Source organism: Kocuria sp. UBA5001 (assembly GCF_002398425.1).
Classification (GTDB): domain Bacteria; phylum Actinomycetota; class Actinomycetes; order Actinomycetales; family Micrococcaceae; genus Kocuria; species Kocuria salsicia.
Map to the genome: position 1 here is coordinate 1 of NZ_DGYR01000016.1, position 17,219 is coordinate 17,219.

Here is a 17,219-nt window from a genome sequence, read left to right on the forward strand (position 1 = left end):
CTAGCACCACATCGTGAGGTATGAACTCGTGAACTAGTCGCCGCGGGACGCCAACTGCTCAACCGTCCAAGGCCACGATCCCGCCCCCGGAGCAGCACGACGCCCCGCGGACTCTCTCGTGTGCGGGGCGTCAGCGTTCCAGGGAGGCTCGGAAGGGACCGGCCGGATCACACCCGGATGGGCAGTTCCGTCTTCTCGTCCGCGACCGAGCGGATGCGGTCCAGGTCCACCTCCGCGGCGGTGGCCGGATCCCACTGCGGGTTCTTGTCCTTGTCCACCACCATGGCGCGCACGCCCTCGATGAAGTCGTGGCCCACTGCGGCGTCCTCCGCCATGCGCAGCTCCCGCTCCAGACAGGAGACCACGTCCCCGTCCACCGAGCCGCGCTCCAGGAGCTCGAACACACGGGCCAGGGAGGTGGGGCTCATGCCGTCCAATTCGGACCCGGCCTGCGCCACGACCTCCTCCAGGGTCTCGCCGGAGTAGCGCTGCAGGATCTCGTCCCAGAGCCCGAGCAGCTTCGAGGACGGGGCGTCCTTGCCGAACGAGGACACCGCGGCATCCACCCCGTCGGACAGCACCGTCGCCACGAACGCGTCCACGTCCGCGGAGTCGATGTACGTGTCCGCCAGCCCCAGGGCGATCGCGTCCGCACCGTTGAAACGTGCGCCTCCCAGCCCCAGGTAGCGGGCGACGGCGAGGGATTCGCGGCGCGCGGCGTCGTTGTCGATCGTCGCCCCGGCGCCGCGAGTGACGCGCGGCAGGAACCAGCTGGCCCCCACGTCCGTGAAGAAGCCGATCGCGGTCTCCGGCATGGCCATCTGCGTGGTCTCCGTGACGATCCTGTGCGAGCCGTGGACCGAGAGCCCCATGCCACCACCCATCACGATCCCGTTCATCACTGCGACGTACGGCTTCGGGTAGTTCGCGATGATCGCGTTCATGGCGTACTCGGTGCCGAAGGCGTCCCGGATCTCGTCCTCGTGGCCCTCCAGCGCGGCGGTGCGGACCTCCTTGATGTCACCACCCGCGCAGAACGCCTTGGGCAGCTCCGAGCGCACGACCACCTCGGTGATCGCGGGGTCGTCACGCCACACCTGCAGCGCGTTGACGAGCTGGTGGTACATGCTGCGGTTCAGCGCGTTCAGGGCCTTGCCCCGGGTCAGCGTGAGCACCCCGGTGTGGCCCTGTATCTCGGCGCGGACGAACGATTCTTCGGTTGCCTTCATGCTCCCCATGCTAACCAGGGGTGTCGTGGGCGTCACACGCCGGGCACGACGTCACCCGCCCGGCTCGAGCCCGCGGCCGCCTGCCCGTGGGTCGTCCGGTGCGGGTGGCCGGCCCCGGCCCCCTTCTCGTCGCCGCTGCGAGCGTCCGGGAGCGAGCCGGGCCCTCCTGCAAGAAGGCGGACGGTGATTCGGCGCAGGCGCCCGGTAGGGCAGGGAGCCAGGGGCCCGGCGTCGTCACCCTCCCGCTCCTGCCCTACCCCGCCGCGGGCCGGCGCGACCACACGGCCCTGACCGTGGCGACCGTGCACAGCGTCCACGTGCCCAGCAGCACGAGACAGACGAGGTCCGAGGCGATGCCGAACGCCCGGACTCCCGTGCCGCCCTCGAGCCCGTGCAGGCCCAGGCACACCGTGCCGATGGGGAACGTGAGCGCCCACCAGCCCGGGGAGAACGGCATCCCCCGGCGGAACCCGCGCACGGTCACCACGGTGGCCCACACGATCAGGGGCACGCCGCAGCTGAGCATCGCGATCCCGTAGACGTTCGCCACCAGCCCGAGCGTGCCCACGTCCTGCGGCAGCACGAAGTGCTCGGCCTGCACGGCGATGGCCTGGGCGGCCGCCGTCGACTGCCCGACCACGCCCAGCGGGATCCACGCACTCGTCGCCGCAGCGGTCGGCAGCTCCGCCACCCGCCAGTGGTAGTGGTAGGCCACCGAGAAGACCACGAACCCCAGCACGAGGGCCAGGAAGAAGCACCCAACCGTGACGATCACCAGCAGCAGCTGGACGGGCCGGGTCTGCAGGTGCGGGACGAGCGCGGCGCCGGTGGTCGCGGAGACCATGGGCGGCACGATGGGCAGGCCCCATGCCGTGGTGGGCGCACCGACCTCACGGCCGATCAGCCGCGCCCCGAACCCCAGGGCTGTGAGGATCCCCAGCACGGTGCCCACGCTCCACAGCACGCCGTCGACGGCCCACGCCGCCCCGGCGAGCGTGGGCCAGTGGGCGGGCACCACGGTGGAGGTCGCAGAGCCGATCGAAAGCACCCCCATGGACACCATGCCCCACGCGGCCAGCACGGGGATGTCCCGGATGGTCTCCGCGAAGACGGCGGGGCGGCGGACGATCCGCAGCCCGAAGGCCACTGTCAGCCCCGCGAACACCACCCACCCGACCACCAGCAGCACGACGGCGAGCGCCCGGCCACCCGGCAGGTCCCCGCCGAGCGTCTGGGTCAGGGTCGCGGCGATGCCCGTGCCCATGAGGGACCCGTACCACTGCGGCCCGGGCGGGGTAACGGTGGCGCGGGGACCGGTGGCGGAGTCCGCACGACGTCGCCCGGCGGAGTTCGCCGCGCCGTCGCCCGTTGTCAGGGAGTCCGGTGTGGCCGACGTCGTCGAGGCGGAGCCGCGCAGGGAGTGGGAGGCGGCGTCGTCGGCAGCGGCGGAGCCCTTCACGCGGGCGTCGAGCGCTGCGGGCAGGTCGAGGGGTGCTGAACAGCTGTGGAGTGCGGACATGGGTTCAGAATCCCCCGGCCGCGCAGCCCACCGGTAGCCCGCAAACTGGCATGGCCGATATATCCTCTGGATGTGTCCACATGGCCGGATGTCACCGCGCTCGAGCTGCTGGTCGCCGTGGCCGACCACGGCAGCCTCGCCGCGGCCGCGCGCGTCGTGGGCACGGCCCAGCCGAACGCCAGCCGGTCCATGGCGCGCCTCGAACGCTCCCTGGGCGTCACCCTGCTGCACCGTTCCACCCGCGGCTCCACCCTCACCCCGGACGGCCTGGTGGTCACCGAGTGGGCGCGGGACGTGGTGGACGCGGCCCGGCGTCTCGCCGACGGCGTGTCCCTCCTCGCGCACGACGCATCCCGCGCCGCTCCGCTGCGGGTCTCCGCCAGTCAGACCGTCGCCGAGCACCTGCTCCCCCGCTGGCTGGCGGAGCTGCGGCGCACTCACCCGGACTCGCGCGTGAAGGTGACCGTGCACAACTCCCAGGACGTGGTGCAGGACCTGCGGGAGGGAGCCGCGGACGTGGGGTTTATCGAGAGCCCCGATCCGCCGCAGGACATGCACCACGAGGTCGTGGCACGGGACGAGCTGGTGCTCGTGACCCACCCGCAGCACCCGTGGGCCCGGTGCGACCGCCCCGTCACCGCGGCGGAACTCGCCGCTGCCGCGCTGATCACCCGCGAGGCCGGATCCGGCACGCGCACCGCCCTGGACCTGGCACTCGGGCAGCCGGCGGTGTCCCTGTTCGAGATGCCGAGCAACGCGGCGGTGCGGGTGAGTGTGCAGTCGGGGGCGGCCCCCGCGGTGCTGAGCCGACTGGCAGTGGACGAGGCGGTGGCCGCCGGAACACTCGTGCAGGTGCCCACCGAGCTGCACCTCACGAGGGAACTGCGCGCACTGTGGGGAGGCCCGCGACGCACCCGGGGCCTGGCCGCGGAGCTGATCGCGGTGGCGCAGCGCACGGACGAAGACACGGGCCCGCGGGAGGCGCGCGGCGTCGTCGCCCCCGGCCGAATCTGAGGTGCAGAGCTGGCCCGCATGCGGCCACCCACCGACAGCCTCAAGTCCACTGCCGACGTGCTGCGGCAACTTCTGAGGCGCGACGCGCCCGCCCTCGGGCCGGAACCGCCGTCGTGTCGTGCCTCAGACGTTCGGGCGTCTGCCCCTCGCACTCCGGGTGGCACGGCGGGGCACCTCGCACGGCACCCGAACCTGAGGTGTGGCCATACCCGCCCCGGGGCACCTGGAACGGTATCTCCACACCTCGGATCCACGCCATGCACCCGGCCACCCGTGGCGTCCACCCTCGGGCGGCACCGCGCGCCCCGGGAGGACCCCTGTGCTCAGCCGACCTCCTCCAGCGTGGGCACGTGCTCCAGCAGCGAGCGCGTGTACGCATGGCGGGGGTTGCGCAGGACCGTGTCCGTGGGGCCGTAGTCCACCAGCTTGCCGCGTTCCAGGACGGCGAGCTTGTGCGAGATGTGCCGGGCGAGCGCGATGTTGTGGGTCACGAACAGCATGGCCAGCCCGCGCTCGTGCTGCAGCTCGCGCAGCAGCTCGATCACCGAGGCCTGCACGGAGACGTCCAGCGCGGAGGTGATCTCGTCGCACACCAGCACGGACGGGGCGTTCACCAGGGCACGAGCCACGGCGGCGCGCTGCCGTTCACCGCCGGAGAGCTCTCCTGGACGGCGGTCGATGTAGCTGCGCCCCAACCGCACCGCGTCCAGCGCGTCCGCCACCGCCGCCCGGCGCTGCCCCCGGTTCATCCCGCCACCCAGCTGCAGCGGCACCTGCAGCGAGTCGCCGATGCTGCGCCGCGGGTTCAGGGACGAGAACGGAGACTGGAAGACGTACTGGATCCGGCGGCGCTGCTCGTTGCTGCGCCGCCGCGTGCTGGGCGCAAGCACCTCGCCGTCCAGCAGCACGTCTCCCGTGTAGTCGTCGTTGAGACCCGCCACGCTGCGGGACAGGGTGGTTTTGCCGGACCCGGACTCACCCAGCAGCATCGTGGTCTGTCCGGCCTCCAGCTCCAGGTTGATGCCGTCCAGGATCACCGCCTGCCCGTAGGCCATGCGCAGGTCCCGCAACCGCACGACCGGTTCGTGCTCCTGCCCGGGCACGACGACGCCGCCCGCGCCCCGCTCGCGCGTCACCGCACGTGCGGTCGGGGCTGGGGCCTCCCCGGCAGCAGCATCCTGCTCAGAAGGTGCCGAGCCAGGGTCGGACGTGTCGGCGCAGGGCGTGGTGTTGTCTGCGGTGAAGTGGGTGGCCGCGGAACGGCCGTCGTCCCACGGCGCCCGCACGGAGGCGAGGGGGCTGACAGCGGGGCCGCCGCCCATGTCCCGGGCACCCTGCATGTCGGGAACGGCGCTGAGCAGCGAACGCGTGTACGCGTGCTGCGGGTGGCGCAGCATCTGTTCCGCGGGACCGTCCTCCACAATCCGCCCGTGCAGCATGACGGCGACGTCGTTGGCGACCTGCGCAACCACGGCGAGGTCGTGGGTGATGTAGAGCCCGGCGACGTCGTGCTTGGTGGTCAGCTGGTAGATGGTCTTGAGCACGAGGTCCTGGGTGGCCACGTCCAGACCGGTGGTGGGCTCGTCCAGGATGATGACCGCGGGGCGGCACGCGAACGCCATGGCGATGCCGATGCGCTGCTGCTGCCCGCCGGAGAGCTGGTGCGGGAAGCGGCGCTGGTACGCGCTGTCGCTGGGCAGACCCACCTCGCTGAGGACCTCCGCCACGCGGGCGTCGCGTTCGCGGGCGTTGCGGCCGAACTCGTGGGCGCGCAACACCTCCGCGATCTGCTCCCCCACGCGCAGCGACCCGTTCAGGGACAGCGCCGGGTCCTGTGGCACGTAGGCGATAGTGCCACCGCGCAGCTGCCGCATCTGCTTCTCGGACAGCGTCAGCAGGTCCACGGCCTTGCGGTGGAACCGGGACGCCCCCTCCTGCAGCTCCACGGTGCCGCCGCGCAGCTCCAGCCCAGAGCGCAGGTGGTTCATGCACGCGAGCGCCGCTGTGGTCTTGCCGGACCCGGATTCCCCCACGAGGGCGAGGATCCGCCCGGGGCGCAGCCGGAAACCGACGTCGTCCAGGATCAGCCCGCCGTCCACGACACCCAGGCTCAGGTGCTCCACCGCGATCGCGGTCTCCACCGTGGCCCTCGGAACGACGGACGCGCGGCCCTCGGCGCGGGCCCTCTGCTCTGACTTCCTCATCACGACCTCTTCTCCCCGGTGTCCCCGACATCTGCGGCGCCCGCGGCGTCTGCGCTGCTCGAGCGGCCTGCCCCGTCTGCCCGGCCCGTACCTCCTGCGCTGCCCGTGCCGCCCGCGGGACTCTCAGCGCCGTTCGACGCCGCCTGCTCGGCCGCTCTCCGCCGGGAACGCCGCGGTCCCGTGGAGGCGACCCGCCCCGCCGAGGCGCCGGCCACGGCGTCGGCAATGAGGTTGGTGCCCACCGTGAGCACCGCGATCGCGAGCACGGGAAGGATCACGCCCCAGGGCTGCAGGGACAGGGCGATCCGGTTCTCGTTGATCATCAGACCCCAGTCCGGGGTGGGCGGCTGCATGCCGAGACCCAGGAAGGACAGCGAGGCCACCGCACCGATCGAGTAGGTCAGGCGCAGCCCCACCTCCACCATGAGCGGGCCCATGATGTTGGGGACCACGTCCCGGGTCAGGATCTTCCACTGCGGCACGGCGTACATCTGGGAGGCGAGCACGTAGTCCTCGGCCACCACCCCGGCGCTGGCAGCGCGGATCACGCGGGCCACGCGCGGTGCGTGGGTCACGCCGATCACGAGCACGAGCACCCACCCCTGCGGACCCAGCACGGTCACGGCCAACAGGGCGAACACGAGCTGCGGGATGGCCAGCAGCACGTCCCCGCAGCGCATGATCAGCGCATCCAGCCAGCCCCCGCGGAACGCGGCGAGCATGCCCAGCACGGCACCCAGCCCCACGCCCAGCACGGTGGCCAGCGCCGAGTACAGCAGCAGCCGCCAGCCGCCGGCCAGGAAGCGGGAGAGCACGTCACGGCCCAGGTTGTCGGTGCCGAAGACGCCGCCCTGGAACGGTTTGCCCGCGAACGAGTTGGGGGTGTGCCCGGTCCACGCCGGCACCACGAAGGGCCCCAGCACGGCCAGCACGAGCACGATCCCGGTGAGCACGAAGCCCAGCTTCGCAACGGGCTGGGAGAGCACGCGCCGCGCAAAGGACGCCGGACGGGCGTCCCCCCGGGACTCGGAGTGGTCGAAGTCCGGGGCCGTTCCGGCGTCCCCCGAGCCGGTGGCGGCGCCGAGGCCGCCCCCGGCGCCGTCGCCTGCTGCGAGGGCGTCCTCGGCCACGACGACGTCGCTCGCCGCCGAAGTCCCCCGGGTCTGCCGGGGCGGGTGGCTCGTCCTGTCCTGCGCGCTCATGAGTGGGACTCCGTCCGCAGCTTGGGGTTGGCGAGGATCCCGATCACGTCCGCGATCAGGTTCACGACCACGTAGAACGCGGCGATGATCATGGACAGCGCCTGGACCACCTGCACGTCACGGGTGTTCACGGCATCGACCATGGCCTGGCCGAGTCCGGGGTAGCGGAAGAGGAACTCGACCACCACAATGCCCCCGGCGAGCCACGCGAGCTGCATGGCCACCACCTGGGCCACGGGCCCTACGGCGTGCGGCAGGGCATGCTTGAAGACCACCTGGCGCTCGGGCAGGCCCTTGAGCCGGGCCATCTCCACGTACCCGGAGTCGAGGACGTCGATCATGGTGGTGCGGGTCATGCGGATCATGTAGGGCACGACCACGAGGATCAGGGTGAGGGACGGCAGCACCAGCTGCAGGGGCCGGTCCCACACGTGCGTGCCGGGTGCCGCCATGGTGACCGAGGGCAGCAGCCTGAACACCGTGGTGGAGAGCAGGGTGGTCAGCACCACGCCGATCACGAACTCGGGCAGGGCCGCGAGCACGAGCGAGAGGCCGGTGAGCGCCTGGTCCGAGGCGCGGCCCTGGCGCATGGCGGACCATGTGCCGAGCAGCAGGCCCACGGGGATCGCGATCACGGCTGCGATCACCATCAGCACCAGGGAGGCGGACACCTTGCTGGCCAGCAGGGCGTTCACGGAGCCGCCCGTGGCCGCGGAGGTTCCCAGGTTTCCCACGAACAGCCCGCCCAGCCACGTGAGGTAGCGGACGTACCAGGGATCGTTGAGCTGCAGCTGCTCGCGCAGCGCGGCCAGCCGTTCCGGGGTGGCCTGCTGCCCCAGGATCGCCTGGGCCGGATCGCCCGGGAGCAGGAGGGTGAACATGAACACCAGCAGGGACACCGCCAGCAGCACGAAGACGGAGACCCCCAGCCGTTTCAGGATCATGGCGGTCACACGATCACTTCCCTTCCTGGTCGATCCACAGGTGGCGCATGTGGAACCCGCACACGGGCATGCCGATGCGGTGGCCGAAGCCACCGCCCACGTAGTTCTGGTAGGCGTCCGCCTGGTTGAAGAACCCCCACGCGATGTATCCGCCCCGGTCGTGGAGCACCTTCTGCGCGTCCTGGATGAGCTGGTTGCGCTGCTTCTCGTCCATCGTGGCTCGGGCCTTCTTGTACAGGGCCCGGAACTCCGGGTCCGCCTCGTGGGTCTCGTTGAACGGGGCTCCCGGAACGGTGCCCTGCGCTGTCTGGGACAGGAAGTTGCGGGTGTACCAGAAGTCCTGCGAGAAGGGGTACTTCAAGTACCCGTCTCCGAAGAACGTGGTGCTGTCCACGCGGCGCAGCTTCACGGTGATCCCAGCCTCGGCCGCCTGCTCCGCGAAGACCTGGGCGGCCTCCACGGCGCCCGACTGGATGGGGGCGGTGACCAGCTCGACCTCCAGACCGGCGGGATGGCCCGCCTCTGCCAGGAGCTTCTTCGCCTTCGCGATGTCCCGCGTTCGCTGCGGCAGCGTGGGCGTGCCGGGGTCGAACGGCGAGTACATGTCGTTGCCCACCGTGCCGTGGCCGGAGAAGACCTGCTCCACCATCTGCCCGCGGTCCACCACCAGCCGGAATGCCTCGCGCACCCGGGCGTCGTCGAACGGGGCGGTGTCCACGCGCATGGTGAACGGCAGCCAGTTGCCCGTCTCGGAGAGCACCGTGTGCAACCGCGGGTCCGTGTTGACCACGTCCACCAGAGCCAGCGGCAGCTGACCCACCACGTCCACCTGGGTGGAGAGCAGCGCGTTGACCAGGGCGTCCTGGTCGTTGAAGTTCAGCAGATGGACCTCGTCCACGTAGGGCGGTTCGCTCCAGTAGTCCGGGTTGCGCTTGAGCACGGTCACCTGGCCGGGCTCGAACGAGCCGAGGGTGAACGGCCCGGTGCCCACGGGCTTGGCGGGATCGTAGTCCGCGGGCACGATCCCCATCGAGTTCTGGGCGATCGAGTCCACCAGGGACGCGTCCGGTTCCTTCAGCTCGAACCGCACCGTCCGCTCGTCCACCGCCACGGTGCGCTCGAGCAGAGCGAGAGCGGAGGCACCGGTCTTGGGATCGTCGGGGTCCGTGATCCGCTCGAACGTGGCCACCACATCCTGGGGCGTGAGGGGCCTGCCGTCGTGGAAGCGCACGCCCTCCCGCAGCCGGAACACCCACTCGCGCCCGCCCTTGCGGGGTTCTGCGGATTCCGCCAGGCCGGGGACCAGTTGGTAGTCGGGGTCGAACTCGTAGAGCCGGTCGTACAGCCCCATCACGCGCCCGCCGTCCGCGGTGACCACGGGTGCATGGGCGTCCAGGCTGTCGGACGCGCCGCCCCCGGTCATTCCGACCCGCAGGGTGCCTCCGCGCTGCGGTTCACCCGTGGCCCGGGCCGTCCCCGCTCCGGGCTGGCCTCCACTGCCGCACCCGGCAAGGGCCAACGACGCCGCAGCGGCGCCCAGGCCCATGAATCCCCTCCGGGACACCGCCGAGCGCAGCACGGCACCCACGGCGGGGGACGCTGCGACCTCGTGCGGGGCCGCAGCGCGGCCGGGGGCAGCCCTACGTTCGGGTGGCTGGATAGGGGGTGGCAGTGGATTCATGGTTCCTCGCAGGCGGCGTGGTCGCGGGCATGGTCGTCGTGCGCAGAGGCAGCGACGCAGAGCGGCGGAAGGGGAGGGCGCGGCAGCCCACGGAGGGAGTGCCGAGCGGCGCAGAGCCAGCTACGGGATCTTGCTGAGGCGCGCGGCCACCACGCGGTGTCTCCGCACGGGCGTCTGAGCGGTGAGCCGACGACGGTAGATCTCGGGCTGCGAACGGCGTGCACCGCCGCGGCGGGAGGGCTTCCGAGTCCCGCCCAGACGGCTACCGGCGGGAAGGACGAGGGCAGGGCTCTGGCGCATGCAGTGCACGTGGCCTCCCTGGTCTCGTCGGAGCGGGCCTCGCGGCGCACGGGGTGCTCGCCAGCCCGCTCGTGGCCTCGATCACGTTCCACGCTACCGTGCTGGGGCACCGAACGGGTGAAGCGTGGCACCTTGACGGAGCGCGTCGAACGCTCCTCGCCCTGCACCGGGGGTGGTCACGGGTCGCAGCGGCCAGGCGCATCCACGCCGCACGGGACCGCGCCCGCGTCAGCGCTGGGCATCAGTCCTGGGGATCAGGCGGCCACTGTCCCCGGCGGAGGAGCACGTCCCGGAGCAGGTCCGCGCGATCGGTGATCAGCCCGTCCACCCCGAGGTCGAGCAGCCGGTCCATGTCCGCGGGCTCGTTGACGGTCCACACCTGCACGCGCAGACCCTCCCGGTGGGCAAGGTCCAAGAACTGCCGCGTCACGATCCGCACGGTCACCCGCCGCCCCAGGGGCAGCTCCACGGTGTGCCGCTCTGGCAACTGCAGCGTGTCGAAGGGTGCGACCACGCGGGACCACGCCGCCCGGTGAGCCGCCCACAGCGCGTGCGCGACCCGCGGCGAGACCTTGTCGGTGAGGGGTGCGACCGCGGCGACGGCGAGGAACCCCGCTGTGCCGAGCGTTCCCGCGGAGGTCTTGGCGCGCCGCCCGGTAAGCCGGGTGATCCCTGCGAGCGCGCGGCGTCGTCGTGATTCGGAGAAGGACGTGACGCGCAACCGGTGCGCGGCGTGCTCGCGCGCCACGACCCCGGGCAGGGCGGCGACGGACGCCTCGTCCTTGACGTCGATGTTCAGGCACGCCTCGGGCAGCGCTCGCAGCAGCTCGGTGAGCGTGGGGATCTCCTCGGTGCCGCCGATGCGCACTTCCCGCAGTTGCTCCCACGTGAGGTCGTTGACCGCGCCGGTGGTGCCCGTGACGCGCTCCAGCGTGGGGTCGTGGAATGCCACGACCACGCCGTCCAGGGTCGTGTGCACGTCCGTCTCGAGCCACACGAAACCGAGCTCCGCGGCGGCCCGGAACGCGGCCAGCGTGTTTTCGTGACCGTCCGGGGAGAACCCACGGTGGGCCAGCGCGGCCGGGTTCCGGCGCCCGGACCCCGGGGCACGTTCGGGGCGCGGCGCCGCCGCGGGGCTCTCAGGCACGGTCGCTCTCCTTCTCCTCGGCGTGCTCGCCGGCGCAGTCATGGACATGGTCACGGTCACCCGGCACAGAGGCGAGGTACTGCTCGATCACCTGCGCCACGCCGTCCTCCGTGAACGCAGGCGCCGTGCGGGACACCGTTGCGACCACGCCGGGGTGCCCGTCCGCCATCGCGTAGCCGCGCCCGGCCCACGTGAGCATCTCGAGGTCGTTGGGCATGTCGCCAAAGGCCATCACCTCGGCGCTGGAGACGCCGAGCTCGGCGGCGAAGCGTTCGAGCGTCCGCGCCTTGGTCAAGCCGCGCTGACCCATCTCGACGAGCGGGGCGGCCGCGACGGAGTGTGTCACGGACAGCCGGTCCCCCACGATCTCCCTGACGCGCTCGAAGTACGCGGCGGGATCGGCATCGTCCAGCTTGGCCAGCAGCTTGACCACCTCGGTGCCCGGGGTCAGGGACTCGGCGAGCGGGGCCTCCGTGATGCCCTCGACCTCCATGCGGTCGGTGCGGGACCAGCCGAGGTCCGTGTGCACGGTGTCCAGGGTCTCCGCGGCGAACAGCGAGCCGGGGCAGGCTCGGGAGATGTCCTCGAGCACGGGCAGCGCCTGGGCCACGTCGAACACGCTCGCCTCCAGGATCCGTTCGGTCCCCGGGTCGTAGATCACCGCGCCGTTGGAGCAGATGACCACGCCGACGTCGTCGAGCTGCTCGTGCAGTGGGTGCAGCCAGCGCGAGGGGCGCCCGGTCACAAAGACCACCTGGATCCCGGCGTCCCTCGCGGCGGTGATGGCCGCGACGGTTCGGGGCCGGAAGCGGAAGTCGTGACCGAGCACCGTCCCGTCCAGGTCGCTCGCGATCAGACGGACGGGCGGTGCGGAAAGCCCCGTGTGCTCCGGCACGCGCGCTCAGGCCACTTCGTAGACGGGCGTGAGGAACGCCCGCCCGATAGCGTGCGTGAAGAGGTTGAAGTTCACCACGGCGGGGCTCGAGGTCTCGTCAACTTCCAGCTCGGCAACGTCCGCCGCGGTCACGCAGATGATGTAGCGGTGCGGGCCGTGGCCCTCGGGCGGGGCTGCACCCAGGTACTCGTCCGTGCCGCCGTCGTTGCGCTGCGTCACGGCGCCCTTCGGGGGATTCGACGCCGCCCCGGTCGCCAGTTCTGTCACGTCCGCAGGGATGTTGGACAGGCACCAGTGCCAGAACCCGCTGGGGGTGGGGGCGTCCGGGTCTAACATCGTGACCACGTAGGACTTCGTGCCCTCCGGGGCGCCGCTCCAGGACAGCTGCGGGGAGATGTCCTCTCCACCGGCGCCCATGACCCCGGAAACCTGGGGCATGGCGAACGTGGCGCCCTCGGTCACGTCCGTGGACGTCACGGTGAACTCGGGGAGCTCAGGCAGGTCGGCGTAGGGGTGGCGGTCGTACATGACGGTGTTCCTCTCGTCGTGCGGATCGGGCTTCTGATGACCGGGCGGGGCGGAGCCCAGCGGTGTGGGGCCCGCACACGGTGCGCTCTGGTGGGCCTGGCGGGTCAGGAGGTGACGGGCAGGTCCTCGCGCGTGGGCAGGTCCGCGCCGGCCCGGGAGACAGTGACCCCGGCGGCGGCCGCCGCGTAGAGCAGCAGCCCGGTGACCTCGTCGGCACCCAGCTCCTCCAGGGACGTGACCGCGGAGGCACCCAGGATCTCGCGGTCCGCGAGCGCGGAGAGCAGCGCCGCCATGAAGGAGTCCCCTGCACCCACGGTGTCCGCGACGGTGACGTGCGCGGCCGGGACGGACACGCCGTCGCGCCCGGTGCCGCGGCTCACGGCCCACGGGCCCTGGGCGCCGCGGGTGACCACCACGAGACGGGGCCCGGCCTTGAGCCAGGCGCGCGCGGTCTCCTCGATGCTGCGGTGCGGGTAGAGCCACAGCAGGTCCTCGTCCGAGGCCTTGACCACGTGTGACAGCGCAACGATGCGCTCCGCCCGGGCACGCGCGTCGGAGGAGTCAGGGATGATCGTGGGGCGGCAGTTGGGGTCGTAGGAGACCAGAGCGGTGCGCTGCGCACGCTCCACGGCCTCGCCCACGACGGTGGCGCCGGGTTCGAGCATCGCGCCGATCGAGCCCACGTGCAGCAGCGAGGTGCCGTCCAGCAGCTCGTCGATCCGCGCGGTGTCCACGTCCAGGGACCAGTCCAGCTGGAAGTCGTAGGTGGCCGCACCGTGCTCGTCCAGGTTCGCCTGGGCCACGGAGGTGGGGCGGGCGTCCGCTTCGAACGGCAGCGCCACACCGTTGCTGCGCAGGTGCTCCACCACCTGGTGGCCGTAGTCGTCCTGCCCGTAGCGGCCCAGGAACTGGACCTCCTGGCCCAGCCGGGCGAGTCCCACGGCCACGTTCATGGGGCTTCCGCCCACGTGTGCGCGGGGTTCTGCGCCGCTGCGGGACACCACGTCCACGAGGGCCTCGCCGATCACCGTCAACATGGCACCACGGTAGCAAAGGGGGTGCGCGTGACCCGGCTGCGGAGGACCGCACACACCGGCACGACATGTGCGGGGCGTACGTCCACGACGTCGCGCTCGGGCGGCGGCGTCATCCTGCGGCACAGATCGGGGCCGCCCCCGCGGACCCGTAAACTGGGCGGCGACGAGCAGCGCCGCTCACGAGGCGCGCCACCCCGCCAGTCCGCGCACTGTCGCGCGACTCCAAGACGGCCCGGACGACGACGTCCCGGGCCGAGGAAGAAGGTTGCTCATGAGCGCCACCTGGTCCGAACGAGAAGCCCTCGCCGAGCAGCTGGTCCCCCTGGTGGGGCAGCTCCACCGCAACAACAAGGTCGTCACCACCGTGTTCGGGCGCTCCCTGGTGCACAAGTCCGTCACGGACATCATCAAGGTCCACCGCTTCGCGCGCCGCATCCTGGGCGAGGAGCTGCCCCTGGACAGGACGGTGGAGATAGTCGTGGCCCTGGGCGGCCTGGACCTGGGCGCCTGCAACGTGGACGTCGCCAAGCTGTACCAGGGCTTCACGGACTCCGGTGCCACGGACCTGGCCGCTCACCTGCGCGAGGCGCTCGCCCCCGCCGTGGGCCAGCACGGCAGCAACGACGCCGAGACCCGGGACGTGGTGCTCTACGGCTTCGGCCGCATCGGCCGGCTGCTCGCGCGCATTCTGCTCAACCGCAACGACGGCACGGGCCTGAACCTGCGCGCCGTCGTGGTGCGCCAGAAGCCCGGAAACGACCTCGTCAAGCGCGCCTCGCTGCTGCGCCGCGACTCGGTGCACGGCTCCTTCGACGGCACCATCACGGTGGACGAGGAGAACAACGTGATCACTGCCAACGGCGTGCCGATCCAGTTCATCTACGCGAACTCCCCCTCGGAGATCGACTACACCGAGTACGGCATCCACGACGCCCTGGTGGTCGACAACACGGGCGTGTGGCGTGACGAGGAGGGCCTTTCCCAGCACCTGCAGGCCAAGGGCGTGGGCAAGGTGCTGCTCACCGCCCCCGGCAAGGGCGACATGAAGAACATCGTGTGCGGCGTCAACGACAAGGACATCTCCCCGGAGGACACCATCCTCTCCGCGGCGTCCTGCACCACGAACGCGATCACCCCGGTCATCAAGGTGCTCAACGACGAGTACGGGATCGTCCAGGGACACGTGGAGACCGTGCACTCCTACACGAACGACCAGAACCTGATCGACAACTGGCACAAGGGCGACCGCCGCGGCCGCTCCGCCGCCATGAACATGGTGATCACCGAGACCGGCGCCGCGAAGGCCGTGGCCAAGGCCCTGCCCGTGATGCAGGGCAAGCTCACGGGCAACGCGATCCGCGTTCCCACCCCGGATGTGTCCATGGCCATCCTGAACCTCCAGCTGGAGAACGCCCCGGCGGACAAGGACCAGGTCAACGCGTTCCTCAAGGACATGTCCCTGAACTCGCCCCTGCGCAAGCAGATCGACTACGTGGACTCCCCGGACGTCGTGTCCACGGACCTCGTGGGCTCCCGCCGCGCCGGCGTGGTGGACGGTCTCGCGACCATCGTGAACAACAGCTCCGTGGTCCTCTACGTCTGGTACGACAACGAGTTCGGCTACTCGTGCCAGGTGGTGCGCGTGATGGCCCGCATGGCGGACATCTCCATGCTGCAGCTGCCCTAGCAGGCCTCCCGGGGCGCTGCCCCGGCACAACGGCGCCCGGTGACCTCCCCCCGCGGAGGGCCACCGGGCGTCGTCGTCGGTGGCGTGTCAGGAGGTCGCGGAGCCGCGGACCTCACCGATCGCGTTGACCCCGAACATGGGCGTGCCGTTGACGCGGTGGTCCCCGACGATGCGCGCCTTGTAGATCACCGGGTTGTGCGTGGCGACGGTGCGGGCGTTGCGCCAGAACCGGTCCAGCGCCTTGGAGCAGGACACCGCCGAGGCACCCAGGACGTCGAAGATTCCGTCCGTGACGTCCTTGACCAGCCCGGGAACCACCACGTGCGCCTGGGCCACGGCGAGCTCGCACGCGTTCGTCAGCTCCTCGGGATCGGTGATTCGGGGCTCCTGGCCGAGCACCCCCACGGCGGCGTCGACCTCGCGCGCGGCCTGCAGCACGATCGCCCGCGCGGCGGCCGCCTGGGCACTGAGCTCGCCCACGCGCTGCAGCACCTGGGGGTCCTCACGGGTCACCGCGCCGTTGCCCGTGTTGAAGCCGCGGGTCCTGGCACGCACCAGGTCCACGGCGGCGGTCGCGGCGGCCCCCGCGATGCCCGCCTCCACCGAGAGCAGCACCAGCTGGAAGACCGCGGTCTCCTGCGTGCTGCGCCCGTCCCTGTTCCGCACATTCTCCGCAGGCACCACGACGCCGCGGAAGTGGGTGGTGCCCGTGCCGGTGAGCTGCTGGCCGAAGCCGTCCCAGTCGTCCACCATCTCCACGCCCTCCCAGTCGCTGCCCACGAGCGCGTGGGATCGGGCCTGCTGGCCGGGGATCTGCGCGGTGACCTGGATCCAGTCCGAGAAGATCGACCCGGTCGAGTAGTACTTGGTGCCGTTGAGCTCCCAGCTGCCGCCCTGCTCCGATCGGGCCAGGCTCGTGGCGGCGGTCCCCAGCGCGGCGCCGGAGCGTTCGGTGGCGGCGTTGCCCACGGTCTCGCCCGCGGCAATGCGCGGGAACCATACGTCCGCCTCGCCCGCACCCAGGCTCGCGAGGAAGCCCAGGTGGGAACGGTAGACGTGGGCCACGCTGGAGTCCGCGGCGGCGAGCTCCACGAGCAGCTCCACCGTCTGCGCAAGCGTGGCGCCGTAGCCGCCCCGGGCCACCGGCAGGGTCAGCGCCCCGAACCGCAGCGCGTTGAGCCACCCGAAGCACTCGAACGGCAACTCGTGGTCCTGCTCGCGGGCCACCGCGCGCGCGGCGATCCGCGCGAACACGGGGCGGAAGACCTGCAGCAGCTCCTGCGTGGGGATCTCGCCCGCGGGCGGGAACCCCGTGGCGCGGTCGCTGTCCGCGGAGCCGCCGGGAACGCCGCCCGCGAATGCCCCGGGGACGACGCCGCCGGAGCGGGTGCTTCCCGTGCCGAAGGCCCCGGCGGCGGCGGCCTCCCGCAGCGCGGTGGCTGCGGCGACCTCCTGCGCCACCTCCCGTACTGCGCTCTCGCGGGCCCGGGTGCGGGGGGATTCGGTGGTCTGGGTGGTGCTCATGCGCTGACGGCTCCCTGCGTCGGATCCGCGCCGCGCGCCGTGCCCCTCGGCCGGGACGCGCCCGGGACCGTGCGGCGGCGCGGGCCTCCCCCGGGCGACGTCCGCGCACGCGGGGCGCGGACGTCGCCCACCGCGGGAGAGGCGACGGTCACCGAACCGGTCAGCGGAGCATGGCACTGTCCATCGGCCGTGGTGGGAGCACCGGCCCGTGACACGGGCGGTTGCTGCGGCGTCGACGAGCCACGTCTCTCGGCCGCTCTGGATGGCGTTACGTGCTCAATCCATCACGCGGGCCGCGAGGGTGTCAA

General features: G+C 71.7%; 12 protein-coding genes, 1 pseudogene and 1 riboswitch. Of the genes and pseudogenes, 2 read left to right on the forward strand and 11 right to left on the reverse strand.

All coding sequences use genetic code 11. From position 1 onward, the window contains the following. Positions 1 to 167: 167 nt before the first annotated feature. Both B3G12_RS10135 and B3G12_RS10140 read right to left on the reverse strand, forming a co-directional pair. Positions 168 to 1,229, reverse strand: a complete 1,062-nt coding sequence (locus B3G12_RS10135) for an enoyl-CoA hydratase/isomerase family protein (RefSeq protein WP_290500188.1) — start codon at positions 1,227 to 1,229, stop codon at positions 168 to 170. A gap of 253 nt (positions 1,230 to 1,482) precedes the next feature. Continuing rightward, complete coding sequence (locus B3G12_RS10140; RefSeq protein WP_290500190.1) at positions 1,483 to 2,748, reverse strand: TDT family transporter; 1,266 nt, start codon at positions 2,746 to 2,748, stop codon at positions 1,483 to 1,485. 72 nt (positions 2,749 to 2,820) lie between these two features. On the opposite strand from B3G12_RS10140, the gene B3G12_RS10145 reads away from it, so the two are divergent. Next, positions 2,821 to 3,762, forward strand: coding sequence for a LysR substrate-binding domain-containing protein (locus B3G12_RS10145; protein ID WP_290500192.1), 942 nt, complete (start codon positions 2,821 to 2,823; stop codon positions 3,760 to 3,762). 323 nt (positions 3,763 to 4,085) lie between these two features. Here the strand turns inward: B3G12_RS10145 and B3G12_RS10150 are convergent, their stop codons facing one another. The 8 genes and pseudogenes from B3G12_RS10150 to B3G12_RS10185 form a co-directional block, all read right to left on the reverse strand. Further along, positions 4,086 to 5,966, reverse strand: coding sequence for an ABC transporter ATP-binding protein (locus tag B3G12_RS10150; RefSeq protein WP_144943377.1), 1,881 nt, complete (start codon positions 5,964 to 5,966; stop codon positions 4,086 to 4,088). A gap of 191 nt (positions 5,967 to 6,157) precedes the next feature. Beyond that, a pseudogene (locus B3G12_RS10155) lies at positions 6,158 to 7,168 on the reverse strand (ABC transporter permease); the annotation flags it as partial. Then, on the reverse strand, positions 7,165 to 8,121 hold the full coding sequence (locus B3G12_RS10160) for an ABC transporter permease (RefSeq protein WP_290500195.1): 957 nt from the start codon (positions 8,119 to 8,121) through the stop codon (positions 7,165 to 7,167). The pseudogene B3G12_RS10155 and the gene B3G12_RS10160, both read right to left, overlap by 4 nt. 4 nt (positions 8,122 to 8,125) lie before the next feature. After that, the gene (locus B3G12_RS10165; protein ID WP_186366791.1) at positions 8,126 to 9,535 is read right to left on the reverse strand and encodes an ABC transporter substrate-binding protein; all 1,410 of its coding nucleotides are present in this window, start codon (positions 9,533 to 9,535) and stop codon (positions 8,126 to 8,128) included. 799 nt (positions 9,536 to 10,334) lie between these two features. Beyond that, positions 10,335 to 11,240: a glycerophosphodiester phosphodiesterase family protein gene (locus tag B3G12_RS10170; RefSeq protein WP_290500198.1), complete on the reverse strand. Its 906-nt coding sequence runs from the start codon at positions 11,238 to 11,240 to the stop codon at positions 10,335 to 10,337. Next, entirely contained in the window at positions 11,233 to 12,135 is a 903-nt protein-coding gene (locus tag B3G12_RS10175) for an HAD-IIB family hydrolase (RefSeq protein WP_290500199.1), read from the reverse strand. The genes B3G12_RS10170 and B3G12_RS10175 overlap by 8 nt, the downstream gene beginning before the upstream one ends. 6 nt (positions 12,136 to 12,141) lie before the next feature. Then, complete coding sequence (locus B3G12_RS10180; RefSeq protein ID WP_144943359.1) at positions 12,142 to 12,663, reverse strand: YbhB/YbcL family Raf kinase inhibitor-like protein; 522 nt, start codon at positions 12,661 to 12,663, stop codon at positions 12,142 to 12,144. Positions 12,664 to 12,767: 104 nt separating this feature from the next. After that, positions 12,768 to 13,700: a carbohydrate kinase family protein gene (locus tag B3G12_RS10185; RefSeq protein ID WP_144943360.1), complete on the reverse strand. Its 933-nt coding sequence runs from the start codon at positions 13,698 to 13,700 to the stop codon at positions 12,768 to 12,770. Positions 13,701 to 13,971: 271 nt separating this feature from the next. On the opposite strand from B3G12_RS10185, the gene B3G12_RS10190 reads away from it, so the two are divergent. Then, complete coding sequence (locus B3G12_RS10190) at positions 13,972 to 15,387, forward strand: glyceraldehyde-3-phosphate dehydrogenase (RefSeq protein ID WP_290500202.1); 1,416 nt, start codon at positions 13,972 to 13,974, stop codon at positions 15,385 to 15,387. A gap of 87 nt (positions 15,388 to 15,474) precedes the next feature. On the opposite strand, the gene B3G12_RS10195 is transcribed toward B3G12_RS10190, so the two are convergent. Further along, positions 15,475 to 16,911, reverse strand: a complete 1,437-nt coding sequence (locus B3G12_RS10195; protein ID WP_290500204.1) for an acyl-CoA dehydrogenase family protein — start codon at positions 16,909 to 16,911, stop codon at positions 15,475 to 15,477. 177 nt (positions 16,912 to 17,088) lie between these two features. Continuing rightward, positions 17,089 to 17,180: riboswitch (SAM riboswitch) on the reverse strand. Between the last annotated feature and the right edge of the window lie 39 nt (positions 17,181 to 17,219).